Source organism: Streptomyces ipomoeae 91-03 (assembly GCF_000317595.1).
GTDB classification, from domain to species: domain Bacteria; phylum Actinomycetota; class Actinomycetes; order Streptomycetales; family Streptomycetaceae; genus Streptomyces; species Streptomyces ipomoeae.
The window spans coordinates 1-17,614 of the sequence record NZ_AEJC01000686.1 but is presented as its reverse complement, the minus strand read 5'-3'; the positions used below and the strand labels follow the sequence as shown (position 1 = coordinate 17,614).

16 protein-coding genes and 1 pseudogene are annotated in these 17,614 nt (G+C 69.8%); 10 read left to right on the top strand and 7 right to left on the bottom strand.

Annotated features, from left to right (window positions below; all coding sequences use genetic code 11):
- Positions 1 to 100 precede the first annotated feature (100 nt).
- From STRIP9103_RS44995 to STRIP9103_RS44985, 3 genes are all read left to right on the top strand, one after another.
- Positions 101 to 1,030 (top strand): hypothetical protein, encoded by a 930-nt coding sequence (locus tag STRIP9103_RS44995; RefSeq protein ID WP_009344223.1) that lies wholly within the window; start codon positions 101 to 103, stop codon positions 1,028 to 1,030.
- A 274-nt stretch (positions 1,031 to 1,304) separates the two neighbouring features.
- A complete protein-coding gene (locus STRIP9103_RS44990) occupies positions 1,305 to 2,156 on the top strand; it encodes a hypothetical protein (protein WP_009344213.1) in 852 nt (283 codons plus the stop codon).
- A gap of 109 nt (positions 2,157 to 2,265) precedes the next feature.
- Positions 2,266 to 3,015, top strand: coding sequence for a hypothetical protein (locus STRIP9103_RS44985; protein WP_048822377.1), 750 nt, complete (start codon positions 2,266 to 2,268; stop codon positions 3,013 to 3,015).
- Positions 3,016 to 3,033: 18 nt separating this feature from the next.
- On the opposite strand, the gene STRIP9103_RS44980 is transcribed toward STRIP9103_RS44985, so the two are convergent.
- The 3 genes from STRIP9103_RS44980 to STRIP9103_RS44970 all read right to left on the bottom strand — a co-directional run bounded on the left by STRIP9103_RS44980 (position 3,034) and on the right by STRIP9103_RS44970 (position 6,133).
- Entirely contained in the window at positions 3,034 to 5,451 is a 2,418-nt protein-coding gene (locus STRIP9103_RS44980; protein ID WP_009344248.1) for an HAD-IC family P-type ATPase, read from the bottom strand.
- A gap of 58 nt (positions 5,452 to 5,509) precedes the next feature.
- Positions 5,510 to 5,806, bottom strand: a complete 297-nt coding sequence (locus tag STRIP9103_RS44975; RefSeq protein ID WP_009344251.1) for a DUF2530 domain-containing protein — start codon at positions 5,804 to 5,806, stop codon at positions 5,510 to 5,512.
- 144 nt (positions 5,807 to 5,950) lie between these two features.
- On the bottom strand, positions 5,951 to 6,133 hold the full coding sequence (locus tag STRIP9103_RS44970; protein ID WP_048822371.1) for a hypothetical protein: 183 nt from the start codon (positions 6,131 to 6,133) through the stop codon (positions 5,951 to 5,953).
- A 165-nt stretch (positions 6,134 to 6,298) separates the two neighbouring features.
- Here STRIP9103_RS44970 and STRIP9103_RS44965 point away from each other — a divergent pair, with 165 nt between their 5' ends.
- The 3 genes from STRIP9103_RS44965 (at position 6,299) to thpR (ending at position 9,261) form a co-directional block, all read left to right on the top strand.
- A complete protein-coding gene (locus STRIP9103_RS44965; protein ID WP_048822370.1) occupies positions 6,299 to 6,775 on the top strand; it encodes a MarR family winged helix-turn-helix transcriptional regulator in 477 nt (158 codons plus the stop codon).
- Between the two features lie 494 nt (positions 6,776 to 7,269).
- Positions 7,270 to 8,568, top strand: coding sequence for an MFS transporter (locus STRIP9103_RS44960; RefSeq protein ID WP_048822376.1), 1,299 nt, complete (start codon positions 7,270 to 7,272; stop codon positions 8,566 to 8,568).
- A gap of 120 nt (positions 8,569 to 8,688) precedes the next feature.
- Positions 8,689 to 9,261: an RNA 2',3'-cyclic phosphodiesterase gene (gene thpR, locus STRIP9103_RS44955; RefSeq protein ID WP_048822368.1), complete on the top strand. Its 573-nt coding sequence runs from the start codon at positions 8,689 to 8,691 to the stop codon at positions 9,259 to 9,261.
- A gap of 232 nt (positions 9,262 to 9,493) precedes the next feature.
- On the opposite strand, the gene STRIP9103_RS44950 is transcribed toward thpR, so the two are convergent.
- A complete protein-coding gene (locus STRIP9103_RS44950) occupies positions 9,494 to 10,486 on the bottom strand; it encodes an aldo/keto reductase (protein ID WP_009344217.1) in 993 nt (330 codons plus the stop codon).
- Between the two features lie 156 nt (positions 10,487 to 10,642).
- On the opposite strand from STRIP9103_RS44950, the gene STRIP9103_RS44945 reads away from it, so the two are divergent.
- Positions 10,643 to 11,590 carry a nuclear transport factor 2 family protein gene (locus STRIP9103_RS44945; RefSeq protein WP_009344253.1) on the top strand — a complete coding sequence of 316 codons (948 nt, stop codon included), beginning with the start codon at positions 10,643 to 10,645 and terminating at the stop codon, positions 11,588 to 11,590.
- Positions 11,591 to 11,853: 263 nt separating this feature from the next.
- Here STRIP9103_RS44945 and STRIP9103_RS44940 read toward each other — a convergent pair whose 3' ends face one another.
- From STRIP9103_RS44940 to STRIP9103_RS44930, 3 genes are all read right to left on the bottom strand, one after another.
- Positions 11,854 to 13,257, bottom strand: a complete 1,404-nt coding sequence (locus STRIP9103_RS44940) for an MFS transporter (protein WP_048822365.1) — start codon at positions 13,255 to 13,257, stop codon at positions 11,854 to 11,856.
- A 26-nt stretch (positions 13,258 to 13,283) separates the two neighbouring features.
- Entirely contained in the window at positions 13,284 to 13,874 is a 591-nt protein-coding gene (locus tag STRIP9103_RS44935; RefSeq protein ID WP_009344211.1) for a Uma2 family endonuclease, read from the bottom strand.
- Between the two features lie 138 nt (positions 13,875 to 14,012).
- Entirely contained in the window at positions 14,013 to 14,696 is a 684-nt protein-coding gene (locus tag STRIP9103_RS44930; protein WP_009344255.1) for a GDSL-type esterase/lipase family protein, read from the bottom strand.
- A 180-nt stretch (positions 14,697 to 14,876) separates the two neighbouring features.
- Between STRIP9103_RS44930 and STRIP9103_RS44925 the strand changes: the two genes are divergently transcribed.
- The 3 genes and pseudogenes from STRIP9103_RS44925 to STRIP9103_RS44910 all read left to right on the top strand — a co-directional run.
- Entirely contained in the window at positions 14,877 to 15,323 is a 447-nt protein-coding gene (locus STRIP9103_RS44925; protein WP_009344238.1) for a hypothetical protein, read from the top strand.
- A 79-nt stretch (positions 15,324 to 15,402) separates the two neighbouring features.
- Positions 15,403 to 16,282: pseudogene (locus STRIP9103_RS53720) on the top strand (response regulator transcription factor).
- A gap of 19 nt (positions 16,283 to 16,301) precedes the next feature.
- A partial coding sequence (locus tag STRIP9103_RS44910; protein WP_009344231.1) for a sensor histidine kinase occupies positions 16,302 to 17,614 on the top strand: 1,313 nt, incomplete at its 3' end.

Genomic DNA, 17,614 nt, shown 5'->3' with positions numbered 1-17,614 from the left:
CCCGACGCACCTCATCACGCGGGGCGACAGACCCGCGGCCACCCCGGGCCCTCGCGCGGACGACCGCCGGGCCCTTCTGTTCCACCAGGGGGAACACAGCATGCGCGTACGAGCCACCGCGGTCGCCGTCTCCGGCGTCCTCGCCCTGTCCGCCTTCGCCGTCCCGGCCGCGTACGCCGCCGGTGACTCGGCGGACGGTCTCGGCACCTCCCCGACCTGGGCGGCGGCGGTCTCCGCCGGTACCGGACCGTCGGCGTTCAGCGCGGCCACCGCGGCCGACGCGACCGTGGCGAACCCCGATGTCACCTTCGTCAACATGAAGGTGAACGGCGGCAAGCCGATCGTCGTGGGCGCGACCAAGCACGTGAAGGTGCCGGTCACCTACACCCTCAAGCACGCCGCGAACCTCGACGTCACCTCCAAGACCTTCCTCAACGGGCCGTTCCTGTACTACAAGTCGATGCCCACCTCGGTGATGGAGGACTTCAAGGAGCCGGTGCTCTTCGGCGACGACGCGGCGACCTGCGTCGACACCTCCTCGACCGCCGCCAGCTGCAAGGCCGTCATCGACATCAAGCCGGCCGACGGCAACCTCGCCAACTCCCTGGCCGGCACCTGGAAGGTGGGCGGTCTCGCCCTTCAGGGCGACGTGGACAGCGAAGAGCTGGGCCAGACCTGGCAGGGCAAGCTCGGCACCGTCAAGGTCCAGCGCCAGGCGAAGCTCACGGGCGCCAACGCCTCCCCGGAGCCGGTCCGGAAGGGCAGGACCATCACGGTCACCAGCAAGCTGACCCGCGCCAACTGGGACACCAACAAGACCCCCGGTTACGCCGGCCAGCCGGTGAAGCTGCAGTTCAAGAAGAAGGGCACGTCCACCTACAAGGACGTCAAGACCGTCAAGTCCAGCTCCACGGGCGCCCTGAAGACCACCGTCAAGGCCACCGCCGACGGCTCCTACCGCTTCGTCTTCGCAGGCAGCAACGGCACGTCGACCGCGACCTCCGCGGCGGACGCCATCGACGTGAAGTAGGCCGCCGTCAAAGCCGCCGGGCAGTCGGCCGCACCGGCTGAGCCGAGCGGCAAGGGTGATGGGCGTCGGCTCCGGGTTTCCCGGGGCCGGCGCCTTTTCATGGGTTGTGCATGGATTTGGTAAGGCCGGGGCCAAAGGTTCCGTATACGTCGATCAAGAGTGCGCATGCGGGGGCCAAATTCATGTGCGGGGTGGATTGGGTCGGGTGAACCCGTGGTCAGATCTTCTGGGCCAACAGGCCCCATGATCAACTCTTCTCCACCTGGGGAAACACATGCGCACAAGAGCCACTGTGGCTGCCGTTGTCGGCGCCCTGGCCTGCACCTCCGCTCTGGTCGCCCCGGCCGCGCAGGCCGCCGACTCGGCCGCGACGAGCGGGACGCCGTACACGCTGAAGGTCAGCTTCTCCAACTTCAAGATCACCACGTCGATCAAGGTCGGAGTCGGAGGGACGATCAGCGTGCCGGTCAGCTACACGCTGACCCATGACTCCACCGTCAACACCACCGCGAGCGACTTCTACACCGAGCCGTTCCTGTACCGGGGCACCTTCGGCGACGACAGCACCCCGCAGCTCTACGGTGACGACTTCGCCACCTGCACCACCACCTCGTCCACGACGGAGACCTGCAAGGGCACGATCGACATCCGTCCCGCCGAGGGCGAGCTGCTCAACTCGCAGGCGGGCACCTGGAAGGCCGCCGCCGACGCCGTCGCGTTCAACGGGCAGGACCCGACCAGCAGCAGCATCGACTACAGCAAGGTCGGCTACAAGGAGCAGGGCGACCTCGCCTCCACCTCCATCCGGCGACTCGCCAAGCTCACCGCCAACGCCGGGCCGGAGCCCGTCGCCAAGGGCAAGACCGTCACCACCACCGGCAAGCTCACCCGCGCCGACTGGCAGAGCCTCACCTACAAGGGCTTCGCGAACCAGCCGGTGAAGCTGCAGTTCCGCAAGGCCGGCACCACCACGTACACGACCATCAAGACCGTCTACTCGGACGCGTACGGCAATGTGAAGGCCACCGGCACCGCGACATACGACGGTTACTGGCGCCTCAGCTTCGCGGGCACGAGCACGACCGCCTCGGTCAACGCCACGGGCGACTACGTCGACGTGCAGTAGCCGTCGCGGTGGGCCGGCGATCACCGGTTGTCGGTGAGAGTACGCAATCCACTACGTAACTCCTCGGCAGGGCGACCACTTCGGTCATTTCGCTGCCATGCTGCCCCGCATGCGTATTCGATCGTTGTCCGTCGCCCTGTCCTGTGCCCTCGGCCTCTGCGCTCTCGCCGCTCCGTCCGCGCACGCCGACGGCGACACGGTGATCACCGATGTCGTCGTCGGCGGAGGCGGTGACTTCGCCATCGGGATCAACGGCTCCAAGACCTTCAACGTGTCCGTCACCGCTCGGGACGACTCCGGTATCAAGGGGATGGAGCTGCGCGTACGGTTCCCGGGTACCGTCATCAGGTCCCCCGACCGGGGCGTGACCTGCGCCTCCGCCGGTGGGGCCACCAGGACGTGCACCGCACGGTTCACGGTGTCCCAGCAGGGTGACCTGCTCCTCAACGAGGCGGCCGGCACCTGGTACGTCCAGGCCGATGTCGACGCCAACGACGGCAACAGCTTCTTCTCGGACACGGCCGAGTCCTTCCGGATCAGACGGCTCGCCAAGCTCTCCGTCAACGCCGCCCCGGAACCGGTGAAGAAGAACGCCAAGCTCACCGTCACCGGCAAGCTCATCCACGCCGACTGGTTCGCCGACAGGACCGTCCCGTACGCCGGCCGGTCGGTGAAGCTGCAGTTCCGCAAGAAGGGCAGCAGCACGTACAACACCGTCAAGACGATCAAGTCGTCCTCCACGGGCGCCCTGAAGACCACCGTCAAGGCCACCGCCGACGGCTACTGGCGCTGGACCTACGCCGGCGACGCCACCAACTCCGCGGCCAAGGCCACCGGCGACTACGTCGACGTGAAGTAGCCCCGCGAGGTCTGCTCGCTACGCCGGGAAGCGGTGGTCCACCCACTTCCACAGGAACTCGAGGACCGCCGCGGCCCCCGCCGCGATGGCCACCGCCGTCCACGGCATCGTCGTACCGACCAGACGCAGGGCGAAGAAGTCCTGGAGCCAGGGGACCACGAGGACCAGCAGGAAGCCGACGCCCATCGCGGCGACCAGGGCGAGGCGCCACCAGGTGTACGGGCGGGCGATGATCGCCAGGACCCACAGGGAGATGAGGAAGAGGGTGAGGGTGGCGACGCTCGTCTCGGCACTCAGCGAGCCTTCACCCGAGTAGTGGTGGCGGGCGATCAGGTAGGTGGCGAAGGTCGCCAGGGCCGCGAGGACGCCCCCCGGGATCGCGTAGCGCATCACCCTTCGTACGAAGTGCGGTTTCGCCCGTTCCGTGTTGGGGGCCAACGCCAGGAAGAAGGCCGGGACGCCGATCGTCAGCGTCGACAGGAGGGTCAGGTGGCGGGGGAGGAAGGGGTACTCCACCTGCCAGCAGACCACCAGGAGCGCCAGCAGGACCGAGTACACGGTCTTGACCAGGAACAGGGTCGCGACCCGGGTGATGTTGCCGATCACCCGGCGGCCCTCCGCCACCACCGACGGCAGCGTCGCGAAGCTGTTGTTCAGCAGCACGATCTGGGCGACGGCACGAGTGGCCTCCGAGCCCGAGCCCATCGACACCCCGATGTCGGCGTCCTTCAGGGCCAGCACGTCGTTCACGCCGTCGCCCGTCATCGCCACCGTGTGGCCGTGGGACTGGAGGGCGCCGACCATGTCCCGCTTCTGCTGCGGGGTGACGCGGCCGAAGACGGTGCCGGAGTCCAGGGCCCGCGCCATTTCGTCGTGTTCGGCGGGGAGCCGGCGGGCGTCGACGACCTCTCCCGTCAGCCCCAGCTTCCCGGCCGCCGCGCCGACCGACACCGCGTTGTCACCGGAGATGACCTTGGCCCGTACGTTCTGCTCCTCGAAGTAGCGCAGGGTGTCGGCGGCGTCCGGACGCAGCCGCTGTTCGAGGACGACGAGGGCGGTGGGGTGGGTGCCGAGGGCGATCTCGGGGTCGTCGAGCTCCCGGGTCGCTCGGGCCAGCAGCAGGACCCGTAGACCCTCCTCGTTCAGGCGTTCGGTATCGGGGAGGGTCGGGTCGTCGTCCGGGAGGAGGACGTCGGGGGCGCCGAGCAGCCAGGTGCTGGACTCGCCGTTGCCCTCGCTGAAGGACGCTCCGCTGTACTTGCGGGCCGAGGAGAACGGCAGCGACTCCGTGCAGCGCCACTCCTCGCTGTCCGGGTAGGCGTCGATGATGGCCTGGAGGGAGGCGTTCGGGCGGGGGTCGGACTCGCCGAGCGCGCCGAGGACCTGTCGTACGTACGACTCGTCGATGCCGTTGAGGGGGCGCAGCTCGGTGACGTTCATGCCGCCCTCGGTGAGCGTGCCCGTCTTGTCCAGGCACACGGTGTCGACGCGGGCGAGACCCTCGATGGCCGGCAGTTCCTGCACCAGGCACTGTTTCCGGCCGAGGCGGATCACCCCGATCGCGAAGGCGACGGAGGTCAGCAGGACCAGCCCCTCGGGGACCATGGGGACGATGCCGCCGACCGTACGGGCGACGGAGTCCCGCAGTTCGTTCTCCTTCACCACCAGCTGGCTGATGATCAGGCCGATCGCGGTCGGGATCATCATCCACGTCACGTACTTGAGGATCGTGGAGATACCGGAGCGCAGCTCCGAGTGGACGAGGGTGAAGCGGGACGCCTCCTCGGCGAGCTGCGCCGCGTACGCCTCCCGGCCGACCTTCGTCGCCGTGAACGCCCCGCCCCCCGCGACCACGAAACTGCCCGACATCACCTGGTCCCCGGGCTGCTTCACGACCGGGTCGGCCTCACCGGTGAGCAGCGACTCGTCGATCTCCAGCCCGTCCGTCTCGACGCACTCGCCGTCCACGACGATCTTGTCGCCGGGTCCGATCTCGATGAGATCCCCCAGCACGATCTCGGAGGTGCCGACCTCGGCGGCCACCCCGTCCCGCCGTACGGTCGGCCGGACCTCCCCGATCAGCGCGAGCGAGTCCAGAGTCTTCTTCGCCCGCCACTCCTGGATGATCCCGATGCCCGTGTTGGCCAGGATCACGAAACCGAACAGGCTGTCCTGGATCGGCGCGACGAACAGCATGATCAGCCACAGCACACCGATGATCGCGTTGAACCGGGTGAACACGTTCGCGCGGACGATGTCCACCGTGGAGCGACTGCTCCGTACGGGGACGTCGTTCACCTCGCCGCGGGCCACCCGCTCGGCCACCTCGGCGGCCCTCAGACCGAGCGCCCGCCCCGTGGCCGTCTTGGCGTACGTGGCCGGGGCAGGCGTGGAGTGCACAGGGTCGAGGTCGGTGCCCGCGTCGATGTGCGTCATGCAATCGACGGTACGTGCGGATGTGGACCTTCACCCGCCGAGTGCACCGAAGACGCTGTTACTCGACGGGCTCGACCGGCGTCACGTCGCCCGTGTCGGCCTCGGCCCTGCGCGCGGCGTCCCGCTTGATGGCCGCGTCCCGCCGGCGTACGTAGTAGATGCCGATGAGCCCGAGGCCGCCCCCGGCCAGGCATGTCCACAGCCACCAGGTGAGGTCACGGTCGTCGTACCAGCCGTAGAACGGGATCTGTACGACGAAGAGGACGAACCAGAGGATCGTGCCGCCGGTGATGGTCGGCACGACAGGGCCTTCCAGGGGCTCCGGTGCCTCGTGCTTGGGGGTCCACTTCGCCATGGGGCACAGCTTACGAGTATGTCGCTCCAGCTCGGCGCGACCGGTTACCTCGACGGCGGGTGGGGCCGTGAGGTTCCGGTCGTGATGTATGTGGTGGTGGCGCGGCGGTGTTCGGCGCGGCGGCGGTGGAGTGCGCCCACGGCCTCACGTGACGTCGTAGAACTTCTCCGTCCTCTCGACGGCGGTCTGGAATCGCTGGTCGAAGTCGTCGCGGATGAGCGTCCGGACCACGTAGTCCTGGACGCTCATCCCTCTTTTCGCCGCGTGGTTCCGGAGCCGGTCGAGCAGTTCCCCGTCTATCCGCAGGCTGAGCACAGTGGTCCCCATGTGTACGAGGGTCAGGGTGTTCTGGGTCGTCGTACGGGGTTCTGCGTATTAGTCACTCGTATGAGTGATGGGAGGTTGTTGGGGGCGGGTGAGTGGTGGGGCTCACGGGGGCGGTCCTGCCATTCCGGTGGTCTTTAGCGAGAGTAATGAGTTACGCTAAAGAACATGCCTGACCTAACCCGCCCCCAAGCTCTCGACTCCGCTCGAGTTGGGGGGACCCCCATCGACGACGAGGCCGCCGTGAACGCGTTGCGGTCCGCCGTGATGCGTCTGTCCCGTCGGCTCAAGCACCAGCGGGTCGACGAGTCGCTGAGCCCGACCGAGATGTCGGTGCTCGGCACCCTCTCCCGCTGCGGCAGCGCCACACCCGGTGAGCTCGCCCGCAAGGAGCATGTGCAGCCGCCGTCGATGACCCGCATCGTCGCCCTGCTGGAGAGCAAGGGGCTGGTGCAGCTGGAGCCGCATCCCGAGGACCGGCGGCAGAAGGTGGTCTCCCAGACCGAGCGGGCCGAGGCGATGCTCGAGGAGAGCCGCCGCAAGCGCAACGCGTTCCTCGCGTCCCTGGTCGAGGGCCTGGACGAGGAGGAGTGGGCCGCGCTGCGGACCGCGGCACCGGTGCTGGAGAAGCTGGCGCATCTCTGACCCCGGGGGCCGGCGGTGGGCTCGCGGGGGGCTGTTGTGCCGGTCGCACACCCCCGGTCGCGTAGGGATCGCTGAGTGCCTGGGTGCGCCGGAGTCCTCCGATGCGCCAGGGCGGACGTCGGTACGCCCCGCCTGCAGACCGTGCGCCGTGGTGGAGCGGGCATGGCCGGCCCCCGAAACCAGCAGACAGAACAGGAGCAGTGAGGCTTACGCAACCGCAGGACGTTCATGTGTGTCACGCAAGGAGGCGAACCCCTTTGAGTACGGGACCCGGAGCACCTTCCGCCCCCGCACCGACGCCCACGCACGAGGCTCCGCCCAAGCCGGGCGTCCCCGAAGCACCGCCGGATACCGACGGCTCGGCGCCGACCGACGTGATGATGGCTTCCACCTCCGAGACGGCTTCTGACGCCGCCGCCGCCACGGTTTCCGACCCGCCGCCGGTCGCCTCGGACTCGCCGCCGGTCGCCTCCGGCGCCCGTGAGCGGGCCTCCATGTTCCGTTCGCTCCGGATCAGGAACTACCGGCTGTTCTTCGTCGGGCAGGTGGTGTCGAACATCGGTACGTGGATGCAGCGGATCGCTCAGGACTGGCTGGTGCTGAGCTTGACGGGATCGTCCACGGCGGTCGGTGTGACCATGGCCTTGCAGTTTCTGCCGATGCTGCTGTTCGGGCTGTACGGCGGGGTGCTGGTCGACCGGTTTCCCAAGCGGCGGCTGTTGTTCGTGACGCAGACGTCGATGGCCGTGACCGGGCTCGCCCTCGCCGCGCTGACGCTCTCCGGGCACGTACAGGTCTGGCATGTGTACGTCGCCGCCTTCGCCGTGGGGATGGCCACCGTCGTCGACAACCCGGCCCGGCAGTCGTTCGTGTCGGAGATGGTCGGCCCCGAGCAACTGCAGAACGCGGTCAGCCTCAACTCCGCGAACTTCCAGTCCGCCCGCCTGGTCGGTCCCGCCGTCGCCGGTGTGCTGATCACGACCGTCGGCACGGGCTGGGCCTTCCTCTACAACGGCCTCTCCTTCGTCGCCCCCATCGCCGGCCTGCTGCTGATGCGGACCCGCGAGCTGCACCCCGCCCGCCGCGCACCGCGCAAGAAGGGCCAGCTCCGCGAGGGCCTGCGCTATGTCGCCGGGCGCCCCGAACTGCTCTGGCCCATCGTCCTCGTCGGGTTCATCGGCACCTTCGGCTTCAACTTCCCCGTCTGGCTCTCGGCCTACGCGGACGACGTGTTCCACACCGGCGCCGGTACGTACAGCCTCTTCAACACCCTCATGGCGGTCGGCTCCGTCTCCGGCGCCCTGCTCGCCGCCCGACGCGGCACCGCCCGGCTGCGTGTGCTGATCGCCGGCGCGCTCGCCTTCGGTGTGCTGGAGATCGTGGCCGCGCTGGCACCGGCGTACTGGATCTTCGCGCTGCTCATGGTCCCCATCGGGATGTTCGGCCTCACGGTGAACGTCACCACCAACACGGCCATCCAGATGAACACCGACCCCGTCATGCGCGGGCGCGTCATGGCCCTCTACATGATGGTCTTCCTCGGCGGTACGCCGCTGGGCGCGCCGATCGCCGGCTGGGTCACCGACGCGTACGGGCCCCGTGTCGGGTTCGTCGCCGGTGGCGTCATCTCCACGGTGGCCGCGATCGCCGTGGGGCTGGTGCTGGTCAGGGCCGGTGGGTTGCGGCTGTCGGTGGGGTGGGATCAGGGGCATCCCCGGGTTCGGTTCGTTCCGGCGCCGCGCGCGGAGCGGGTGTCGCCCGCGGAGCCGGTGTCCGTGTCGACCTCTGGCTGACTGCTGGGCGTCTGCGGCTTGGTCGTGGCTTGTCGCGCCCACGCGGCGGAGCCGCATATGTCACAGCCCCGCGCCCTTCAAGGGCGCGCCCCGGCCGGACCCAGCTGCGAAAGTGGCTGTATGAGACTCTTTGCCGCTGTGGTCCCGCCCGATGACGTCCTTGATGAACTCGGGCGGGTTGTCGCGGAGTTGAAAGGCCGGGGTGGTGCGCAGCGGCTGCGCTGGACCGAGGCCGCCGGGTGGCACTTCACCCTCGCCTTCTACGGGGAGGTCGACGACGACCTCGTACCGGAGCTGTCGCGGCGGTTGGAGCGGGTCGCGGGGCGGAGCGGGGCGTTTCCGCTGGCCCTGCGGGGCGGGGGGCAGTTCGGGCGGGGGCGGGCGTTGTGGGTGGGGGCCGAGGGGGACCTGGACGCGTTGCGGTTGCTCGCCGATCGGGCGGAGGCCGCGGCGCGGAAGGCCGGGGTGCCCATGGGGGAGCACCGGCGGTATCGGCCGCACCTGACTGTGGCCCGTGGCCGGGAGGCCGTCGACGTACGGGCGTACGTCGACGGCCTCGACGCGTTCGTCGGGCGTACGTGGACCGTGTCCGACCTCGTGTTGGTGCGCAGCAATCTGCCGGTCTCCGGGGTGCCGGGGGAGCAGCCCCGGTACGAGGTGGTCGGGCGGTGGGCGCTGGAGGCGGGCGGTTAGGCTCGATGGGTGGACCCGAAGACCCGTAACCGGATCATGGCCGGTGTGCTTGTGCTGATGTTCGCGGTTGTGGCTGTCGCGGCGGCCGTGGGCAAGTAGCCGTCGCGTTCAGCCGTGACCGGCGTTTCGGCGCGGGCCGGGGCCGGGCGACATGCGGCGACCGGCCCGCGCGGAGGGAGTCCGAGCGGGCCGGAGCGCACCTGTTCCGGTGTTCCCGCGCGACGCCCGGCTGCTACCAGGCGAAGGCCTCCGGGGACGGGCCCGGGCCCGGGAAGATCTCGTCGAGGCCGGTGCGGAGTTCGTCGGAGAGCTCCAGTTCGGCCGCGCGGAGTGCGGAGGTGAGCTGCTGCGCCGTGCGCGGGCCGACGATCGGGCCGGTGACGCCGGGCCGGGTGAGGAGCCAGGCGAGGGCGGCTTCGCCGGGTTCGACGCCGTGCTTGTCGAGCAGGTCCTCGTACGACTGGATCTGGGCGCGGATGGCGGGGTCGGCGAGGGCGTCGGCGGCCCGGCCGCTCGCCCGGCGTCCGCCCTCGACCTCCTTCTTGATCACACCGCCGAGCAGCCCGCCGTGCAGCGGCGACCAGGGGATGACCCCGAGGCCGTACTCCTGCGCGGCCGGGATGACCTCCATCTCCGCGCGGCGCTCGGCGAGGTTGTAGAGGCACTGCTCGCTGACGAGGCCGATGGTGCCGCCACGGCGGGCCGCGACCTCGTTGGCCTGGGCGATCTTGTAGCCGGGGAAGTTGCTGGACCCGGCGTAGAGGATCTTCCCCTGTTGGACGAGCGCGTCGATCGCCTGCCAGATCTCCTCGAAGGGAGTGGCGCGGTCGATGTGGTGGAACTGGTAGACGTCGATGTAGTCGGTCTGGAGCCGCTTGAGCGACGCGTCCACCGCGCGCCGGATGTTCAGCGCGGACAGCTTGTCGTGGTTGGGCCAGGCCTCGCCGTCCACGCCCATGTTGCCGTACACCTTGGTGGCGAGGACGACCTTGTCGCGCCGGTCGCCGCCCTTGGCGAACCAGTTGCCGATGATCGATTCCGTACGGCCCTTGTTCTCGCCCCAGCCGTACACGTTCGCCGTGTCGAAGAAGTTGATCCCCGCGTCCAGCGCCGCGTCCATGATCGCGTGGCTGTCCGCTTCGTCCGTCTGTGGACCGAAGTTCATCGTGCCGAGAACGATCCGGCTGACCTTGAGTCCCGTGCGTCCGAGCTGTGTGTACTTCATGGCTCCTAAGCCAAGGGCGTGGAGTGGACTCTAGGCAAGGCGGTTCGGATGGTGGGCGCTCGATCTTGGCCCTTGACGCTAACTGGTGGTTAGTGCTTTCCTTTGGAAAGTCATAGCTTGAAAGTTCAAGCTGATTCCGCTTCTGATGGGAGCATCGTGACCCCCACCACGCCTGTCCGCCGGACCCTTGTCGCCGCCCTCGCGGCGGTCGCGCTGACGTCGACCGTCGCCGTAGTACCGGCGGTCGCGGCCCCGGCCGCCAACACGGCCGCCACCGCCACCATGGAGCGAGCCTCGTACGGGAACGCCTCGCGGCTCGGTTACCAGAAGGCCGTCGCCGTACGCGTCCTCAAGGGGGTGTTCGAGGACGGGGACACCAAGGTCGTGGACCGTTACGTACGGCCGGACTACATCCAGCACAACCCGTCCGCGCCGGACGGGGCGGAGACGCTGAAGGGGCTCGCGGGTGCGGTCACGCAGCAGTTCCCCGACCTGAAGTACGACGTCAAGCGGGTCATCGCCCAGGGAGACCTGGTCATCGTCCACTCCAACATCGTGCTGACGCCCGGCAGTCGGGGCTCCGCCGTCTTCGACATCTTCCGCTTCCAGGGCGGACGGATCGCCGAGCACTGGGACGTGCTGCAGAACGTGCCCGAGTCCTCCGCGAACGGCAACGACATGTTCTCCACGGTCACTTCGCCGCGCACCGACAAGCCCGGGCCGGCGTGGCTGACCTCGTACAACCAGAAGCTGGTCACCAAGGCGTTCGACCGGCTGCTGGTACGGAAGGACATCTCGGCCATCGACAAGTACTGGGGGCCCGAGTACCAGCAGCACAACCCGACGATCCCCAACGGCGTCGACGGTGCGAAGGCCGGACTGGGCGCCTACTTCCAGCAGTTCCCGCAGCTGTCCGTCTCGCGCAAGCGGGTCATCGCCGAGGGCGACCTGGTGGCCGTCCACAGCCACTACGTCAACGCCCCGGGCGAGCGCGGCCAGGCCATCGTCGACCTCTTCCGGGTGCGCAACGGAAAGATCGTCGAGCACTGGGACGTGATCCAGGACGTGCCGGAGACTTCGGCGAACGACAACACGATGTTCTGACCCGTGCTCCGATCCGTGCGGTCGCGTGGGCCCTGTCGTGCGCATCCGGGGGACGCGGAGGTGGGGCGGGTGATCCCGTGGTTCGAGGATCCGCTCCACTTCTGCGGCACCCCGGCGGAGAGGGAGCGGCAGTCCCCCTCGATGGACATGTTCGCCGACGACGGGTGCTCCGGCCTCTTCCGTGAGGTACGGGGCCGACCCCCGGCGGTGCGCGTGGCGGGTCGTGGCCCCCACGTTCTCGGCGTTCGTCGCCGCGCTCGGTCTCAGGCGGTGGTCGGGGAGTTGTCGTGCGCGGGGCGCGTCGGCTGCTTTCGGGGGAGGAGGAGCGGGGTCGCCAGGAGGAGGACACCGGCCAGGGCGATCGCCGGGCGGGGGCCCGTGGCGGTGGCCAGCAGGCCCCAGAGGGCGGTCAGGGCGGCGGTGGTGAGTTTGCCGGTGATGGACCAGGCGGACAGGGTGCGGGTCACTCGGTCCGGCGGGGTCTCGTTGAGGCGGTACGTGGTCATCACCGAGTTGTACGCGCTCGCACAGGTGATGAGGCCGAGCTCCACGGTCATGACCAGGACGAGGCCGCTGACCCCGGGGTGGACGAACACCAGCCCCAGCGGCCAGCACGCCCGCAGCGCCCCGGCGGTCAGCAGCACCCTTCGCTGACCGTGGCGGGCGACCAGCCGTCGGGAGAGGCGGGAGCCGATCAGACCGCCGGTGCAGGGGACCGCGAAGGCGAGGCCGTACTGCCAGGGGGAGAAGCCGAGTTCGCCGACCATGAGGATGAGCAGCAGCGGTGCGGTCGCCATGATCAGGCCGTTGACGAGGACGGTGTTGAGGAAGAGGGGGCGCAGGGACGGGCTGGTGAGGAGGTGACGCCAGCCTTCGAGGAGGTCGCCGGGGCGGAGGCGGTCGTGGGGGCGGGGGCGCGGGCGGGGTCGGCCGTCGGCCTCGGGGCTGCCGGCTTCCGGGCCGTCGGTTTCCGGGCCCGGTCGCGTTTGATGCGGCTCCTTGCCACCGGCTTCGCCCGTCCCACTGGTCACATGGGCCCCACCTGTCACGCGCGCCCTGCCGGTCCCCCCGATCGCTCGGATGCCCGCCGCCGAGAGGACGAAGCTCAACGCGTTGACCACGAGGGTGGTCATGGGGCCGAAGAGGCCGATCGCGGCGCCGCCGAGGGGCGGGCCGAACATCGTGGCGGTCCAGGTCGTGGCCTCGAACCGGCCGTTCGCGGTGAGGAGGTGCTGCGGTGGGACGAGGGATTTCAGATACGCGCCGCTCGCCGCGATGAAGGTGATGTCGGCGGCGGCGGTGACGACCGCGACGACGAGGAGCTGGGTGAAGTCGAGCAGGTCGAGCGCGTAGGCGGCGGGGATGGTCAGCAGCGCGGCGCAGCGGACGAGGTCCATCGCGATCATCACCGGGCGTTTGCGGCGGAACTCCACCCAGGGGCCCAGCGGCACCGCCACCACCGCGCCGACCGCCAGACCGATGGCCGCGAGCGCCGAGACCTGCGTCGGGCCGACGTCCAGGATCAGCACCGCGATCAGCGGGAACGCGTCGAACGCCAGCCACGTACCGCACGTACTGACCGCGTACGCCCCCCAGAGCCACCGAAACTCCCGGCCCAGCCCCGCCCCGGTCCGCGACTCCTGCCCCTTCCGCCTCACCCGGTCCATCTAACCCGAGCGGCGGCTTGAGGGGGTCAGCCGCGGGGGAACTCGTCGGTCTTGAGGGTGAGGTCGAGGAGGGTCGTGGTCATGTCGACGTCCGTCCCGAAGACGACGGAGGTTTCGGTGAGGTACTCGCCGTCCTTGGGCTGGGTGTAGAGGTGGCACTTGCCCTGGTAGGGGTCGGCGATGAGGTAGACGGGGACTTCGGCGACGGCGTAGGCGGTCTTCTTGGGGCCGTAGTCGTTCTTGGCCGTGTCCTTGGAGATGACCTCGGCGATGAATTCGACGTCCTCGTGGCGCCAGCGGCCCTCGGGGTCCTTCTCGGCGCCGTCACGCAGCTTGGCCACGTCCGGGGCGAGGCCGTTCAGGCGACCGGGGAAGTCGATGCGGACGTCCGAGAACACCTTCGAGCGTCGTCCGAGGCGATCCCTGACCGCATCGATGACCATGAGAATGGTCTCCCAGTGCACGTCCCGCTGCGGCGACATATAGACGGTCCCCTCGACGATCTCGACCTTGTATCCCTCGGGGACGGGCATCTTCTCGAGCCGTTCGAACATCTCGTCGAGCTGGCGCGTGTTGTCGCTCTGGGCCATCGCGATCCTGTCGTCAAGGACGGTCATCGTGGCGCTCCTCCCCCGCTGCCTCGGGCGAGCACAGCCGCGCAGTACAACGATACGCACGGCGACCAGGACACGGACGGCACGCATGACGAAGTCTGGGCCGCGACATGGGGCCGGGCGTAGGTGAGGTACGGGGGGCTACGGCAGCTCGTACGGGTCGGTCAGGTCCCAGGCCTCGTGCATCGCGTTCGCGAAGGCCGCCGCGATCTTGTGCTCGCCGGTGGTGTTGGGGTGCGTGCCGTCGTAGGTGTCGTGGTGGATGTCGTACGAGGGGGGCGGCGAGGCGAGGAGGAGGGGGGAGCGGGGTTCGTCGAGGTCGGCGATCGTCTTGGCCAGGAGTTCGTTGAAGCGGGCGACCTGGGCTGCGAAGGGGGCGTCGGTCTCGGCGCGGACGTTCGGGATGACCGGGAGTACGACCATGCGCAGGCGTGGGTCGGCCTCGCGGGCGGCGGTGATGAAGCGGTGGGCGTTCTCGGCGGTCTGCTCGGCGTCCGTGTAGAAGCCCAGGTCGATGAGGCCGAGGGAGATCAGGAGGACGTTCGCGCGGTGGTCGCGGACGGCGTCGGCGATCAGCGGGGCCATGTGGAGCCAGCCCTCGCCCCAGCCGGCCAGGTGGGCGCGTGGGAAGCGGGGGTCGGGGTCGGCGTACTCGTACGACGTGGGGGCGTTCGTCGCCTTGTCGTAGAGGGTCTCGCGCGGGCCGACGATCTTGAACGGACCGCCGTACGTCGTGCGCAGGTGCTGCCAGAGCCGGTAGCGCCATGTGTGTTCGCCCGCGCTGCCGATCGTCATGGAGTCGCCTACGGGCATGAACCTGAGCATTGGCTCATCATGGACGATCGCTACCGGCTGGTAAGAGGCAGCGGGGCGGGTGGGGCTGTGAGCATCGCCACGTGACGTGCCGGGCCGGTGGTGTTGTCCGTACATTTGCTCTTCCGGGGATCTGGGGAAGAGGTGGCGGATTTGCCCGGTTCAGCTTCACGTCCGGCGTCGGGGGCCCTGATGGCCGTCCTGTGCCTGGTCGTCGCCGGGTGCGGGGTCTCCGGGGTCTCCGGGGTCTCCGGGGGTGTCCGGGTCGAGGGCGCGGCGCCCACCGCCATTCCGTGGCGCGGCAGCGCGTACGTCCTGGACTACGAGTCGGTGCCGCAGGAGAAGCCCGATTCGTTCTCCCTCACGTCCAACACCTGGCTCAGCCATCTCACCTGGAAGGGGTGGGGAAGCAACCAAGCGGTCGCGAATGGCTTCTCCTGGGACATGAGCTGTTCTTCCGGGTGCACGGATGACGGGATCCCCAGCTATCGCGTCACTCTCGTCCTCGGTGATCTCACGCGCCGGGCGCATGCCGCGTACTACCGCCACGCGTCCCTGCGGGCGGCGCGCGGCGCGCGGACGCCCACCTGGGCGGAGCCCGGTCTGGAGGACATGGGACTGCACGTGCCCGACAGCTGACGCCGACGACCGGCCGCCGCCGTTCACGAGCGTCGGCCGGGCGTCGCCCGACACGCGCTGCTTCCCAGGAGGAGATTCCATGCACGACGTACTGCTCGTCGAGGACGACGACGTGATCCGCACCGCGACCTCGCTCGGGCTGGCCGACCACGGCTACCGGGTGACCGCCGCGGCCGACGGGCTGGAGGGGCTGCGGCTCTTCCGCGAGTCGGCACCCGACATCGCGCTGCTCGACGTCATGCTGCCCGGGCTCGACGGAGTGTCCCTGGCCGGGCGGATCCGGGCGGAGAGCGGGGTGCCGGTGCTGCTGATGTCGGCGCGCAGCGATCCCGTCGACGTCGTGCTGGGACTCGAGGCCGGCGCGGACGACTACGTCACCAAGCCGTACGACGTGGGGGTGCTGGTCGCGCGCGTGCGTGCGCTGTGTTGAACGACTCACCCGAATGGCCCGGTCAGTGGTGCTGGTCGCGCGCGTGCGTGCGCTGTTGCGCCGGGTCACGCCGTTGCCGGGGCGGGAGCCGGGTGCCGGGAGTGGTGGGACCGCTGTGAGCGCCGGGGGCGCCGGGGGTGTTGGAGGGGGCGTGCGGGAGTCGGTGGGGGCGCGCTCGGCCGCCTCTTCGTATTCGGCGTCGGCTGCGGTTCCTTCGGCGGCTTCGTCCTTCGCCGCGTCCTCGTCGTCGTTGCGGTTCGGTGACGTGACCTTCGACGCCGCCTCGCTGGAGGTGCGCCGGGACGGGGTCGTGCTCTCGCTGACCACCACCGAGCTGAAGCTGTTGCGCGAGTTCGCCGCCGCGCCGGGCACGGTGCTCACGCGGGATCTGCTGCTGGAGCGGGTGTGGGACTACGCCTGGTCGGGTGACACCCGGGTGGTGGACGTGAGCGTGCAGCGGTTGCGGGCCAAGATCGGGCGGGAGCGGATCGAGACGGTTCGCGGCTTCGGATACAAGCTCAGGCCGTAGGCGGCCACCGAGGAGTCCCGTGAAGCTCGCTCTGCCCGGCCGTCGGTTCTGGCGGCCCCGCAACCTCCGTACGAAGATCAGCCTCGTCGTCGCCGGGGTCGCGGCCGGGGTTGCCGTGAGTGTCGGGGGGCTGGTGCATCAACTCGTCGCTCGGGACCAACTGGACACCGCCCGGCGGGAGTTGGACGCCGAGCTGTTGAATGCCGCCGCCCAGTACGCGGCCGGTGGCGAGTACGACGGGCGGCTCGACCCCGCGGATCTGCCCGCGCCGGTGGCGATGGCGGTGCGGGACGGGCGTCGGGTGACATATCTGCAGGAGGACGGCGGGAACGGGGACGCCGACGCCCGTGGGGGCGATGGTCCGCCGGTGCTGTGGGCCGCGGGGCGGGTGTCCGACCGGCATGTGCTCGCGGTGCGTCGTTCCTATCGGCGTGAGGCCGGTGCGCTCACCGATCTGGACCGGGCGCTGTGGGTCGCCGGAGGGCTCGCGACCGTTGTCGCCTCGGTGGGCGGGCTGCTGCTGGGGGCGCGGATGGGGCGGCGGGCCACTCGGGCCGCCGTCACCGCGGAGAGCATCGCGGACGGGGACCTCGACGCGCGGGTCGCGTCCACCGGCACGGACGAGATCGCGCGGCTCGCGATGTCCGTGAACGCCATGGCCGACGCGCTCGGGGGGCGGCTGGAGGCGGAGCGGCGGGTCACCGCCGACATCGCCCATGAACTGCGTACGCCTGTCGCCGGGGTGCTCACCGCGGCCTCCTTGCTGCCGCCGGGGCAGGCGACCGACCTCGTGCGGAACGGGGCCGGGAATCTGCAGCGGCTGGTGGAGGACGTGCTGGAGGTCGCCCGGCTGGACGCGCGTGCCGCGCGGGTCGATGTGGAGGAGCGGCAGGTGAGTGTGCTGGCTCGGCGGGCCGTGGAGGCGGTGCGGGGTGGTTCGGGGGTGGCGGAGAGCGCGGACGTGGTGGGTTCGGGGGTGGCGGAGAGTACGGACGTGGTGGGCTCGGGGGAGCGGTGCGTGCGGTTGCGGGTGGTCTCTGATCGGGTTGTGGAGACCGATCCCCGGCGGGTGGAGCGGATTCTTGCCAACCTCGCGGGTAATGCGCTCAAGCATGGGGGTGGGGTGGTGACCGTCGAGGTCGACGGGGGTGTGGTGCGGGTGCGGGATGAAGGGCCCGGGTTCTCGGAGGAGTTGCTTGCGGTGTTGCGTACGTCGGGGCCGCAGCGGTTTCGGACGGGGGCGCGTACGGGGACGGGGCTGGGGTTGACGATTGCTGTGGGGCAGGCGCGGTTGTTGGGGGCGCGGCTGGTGTTCGGGAATCGGGTGGGGGG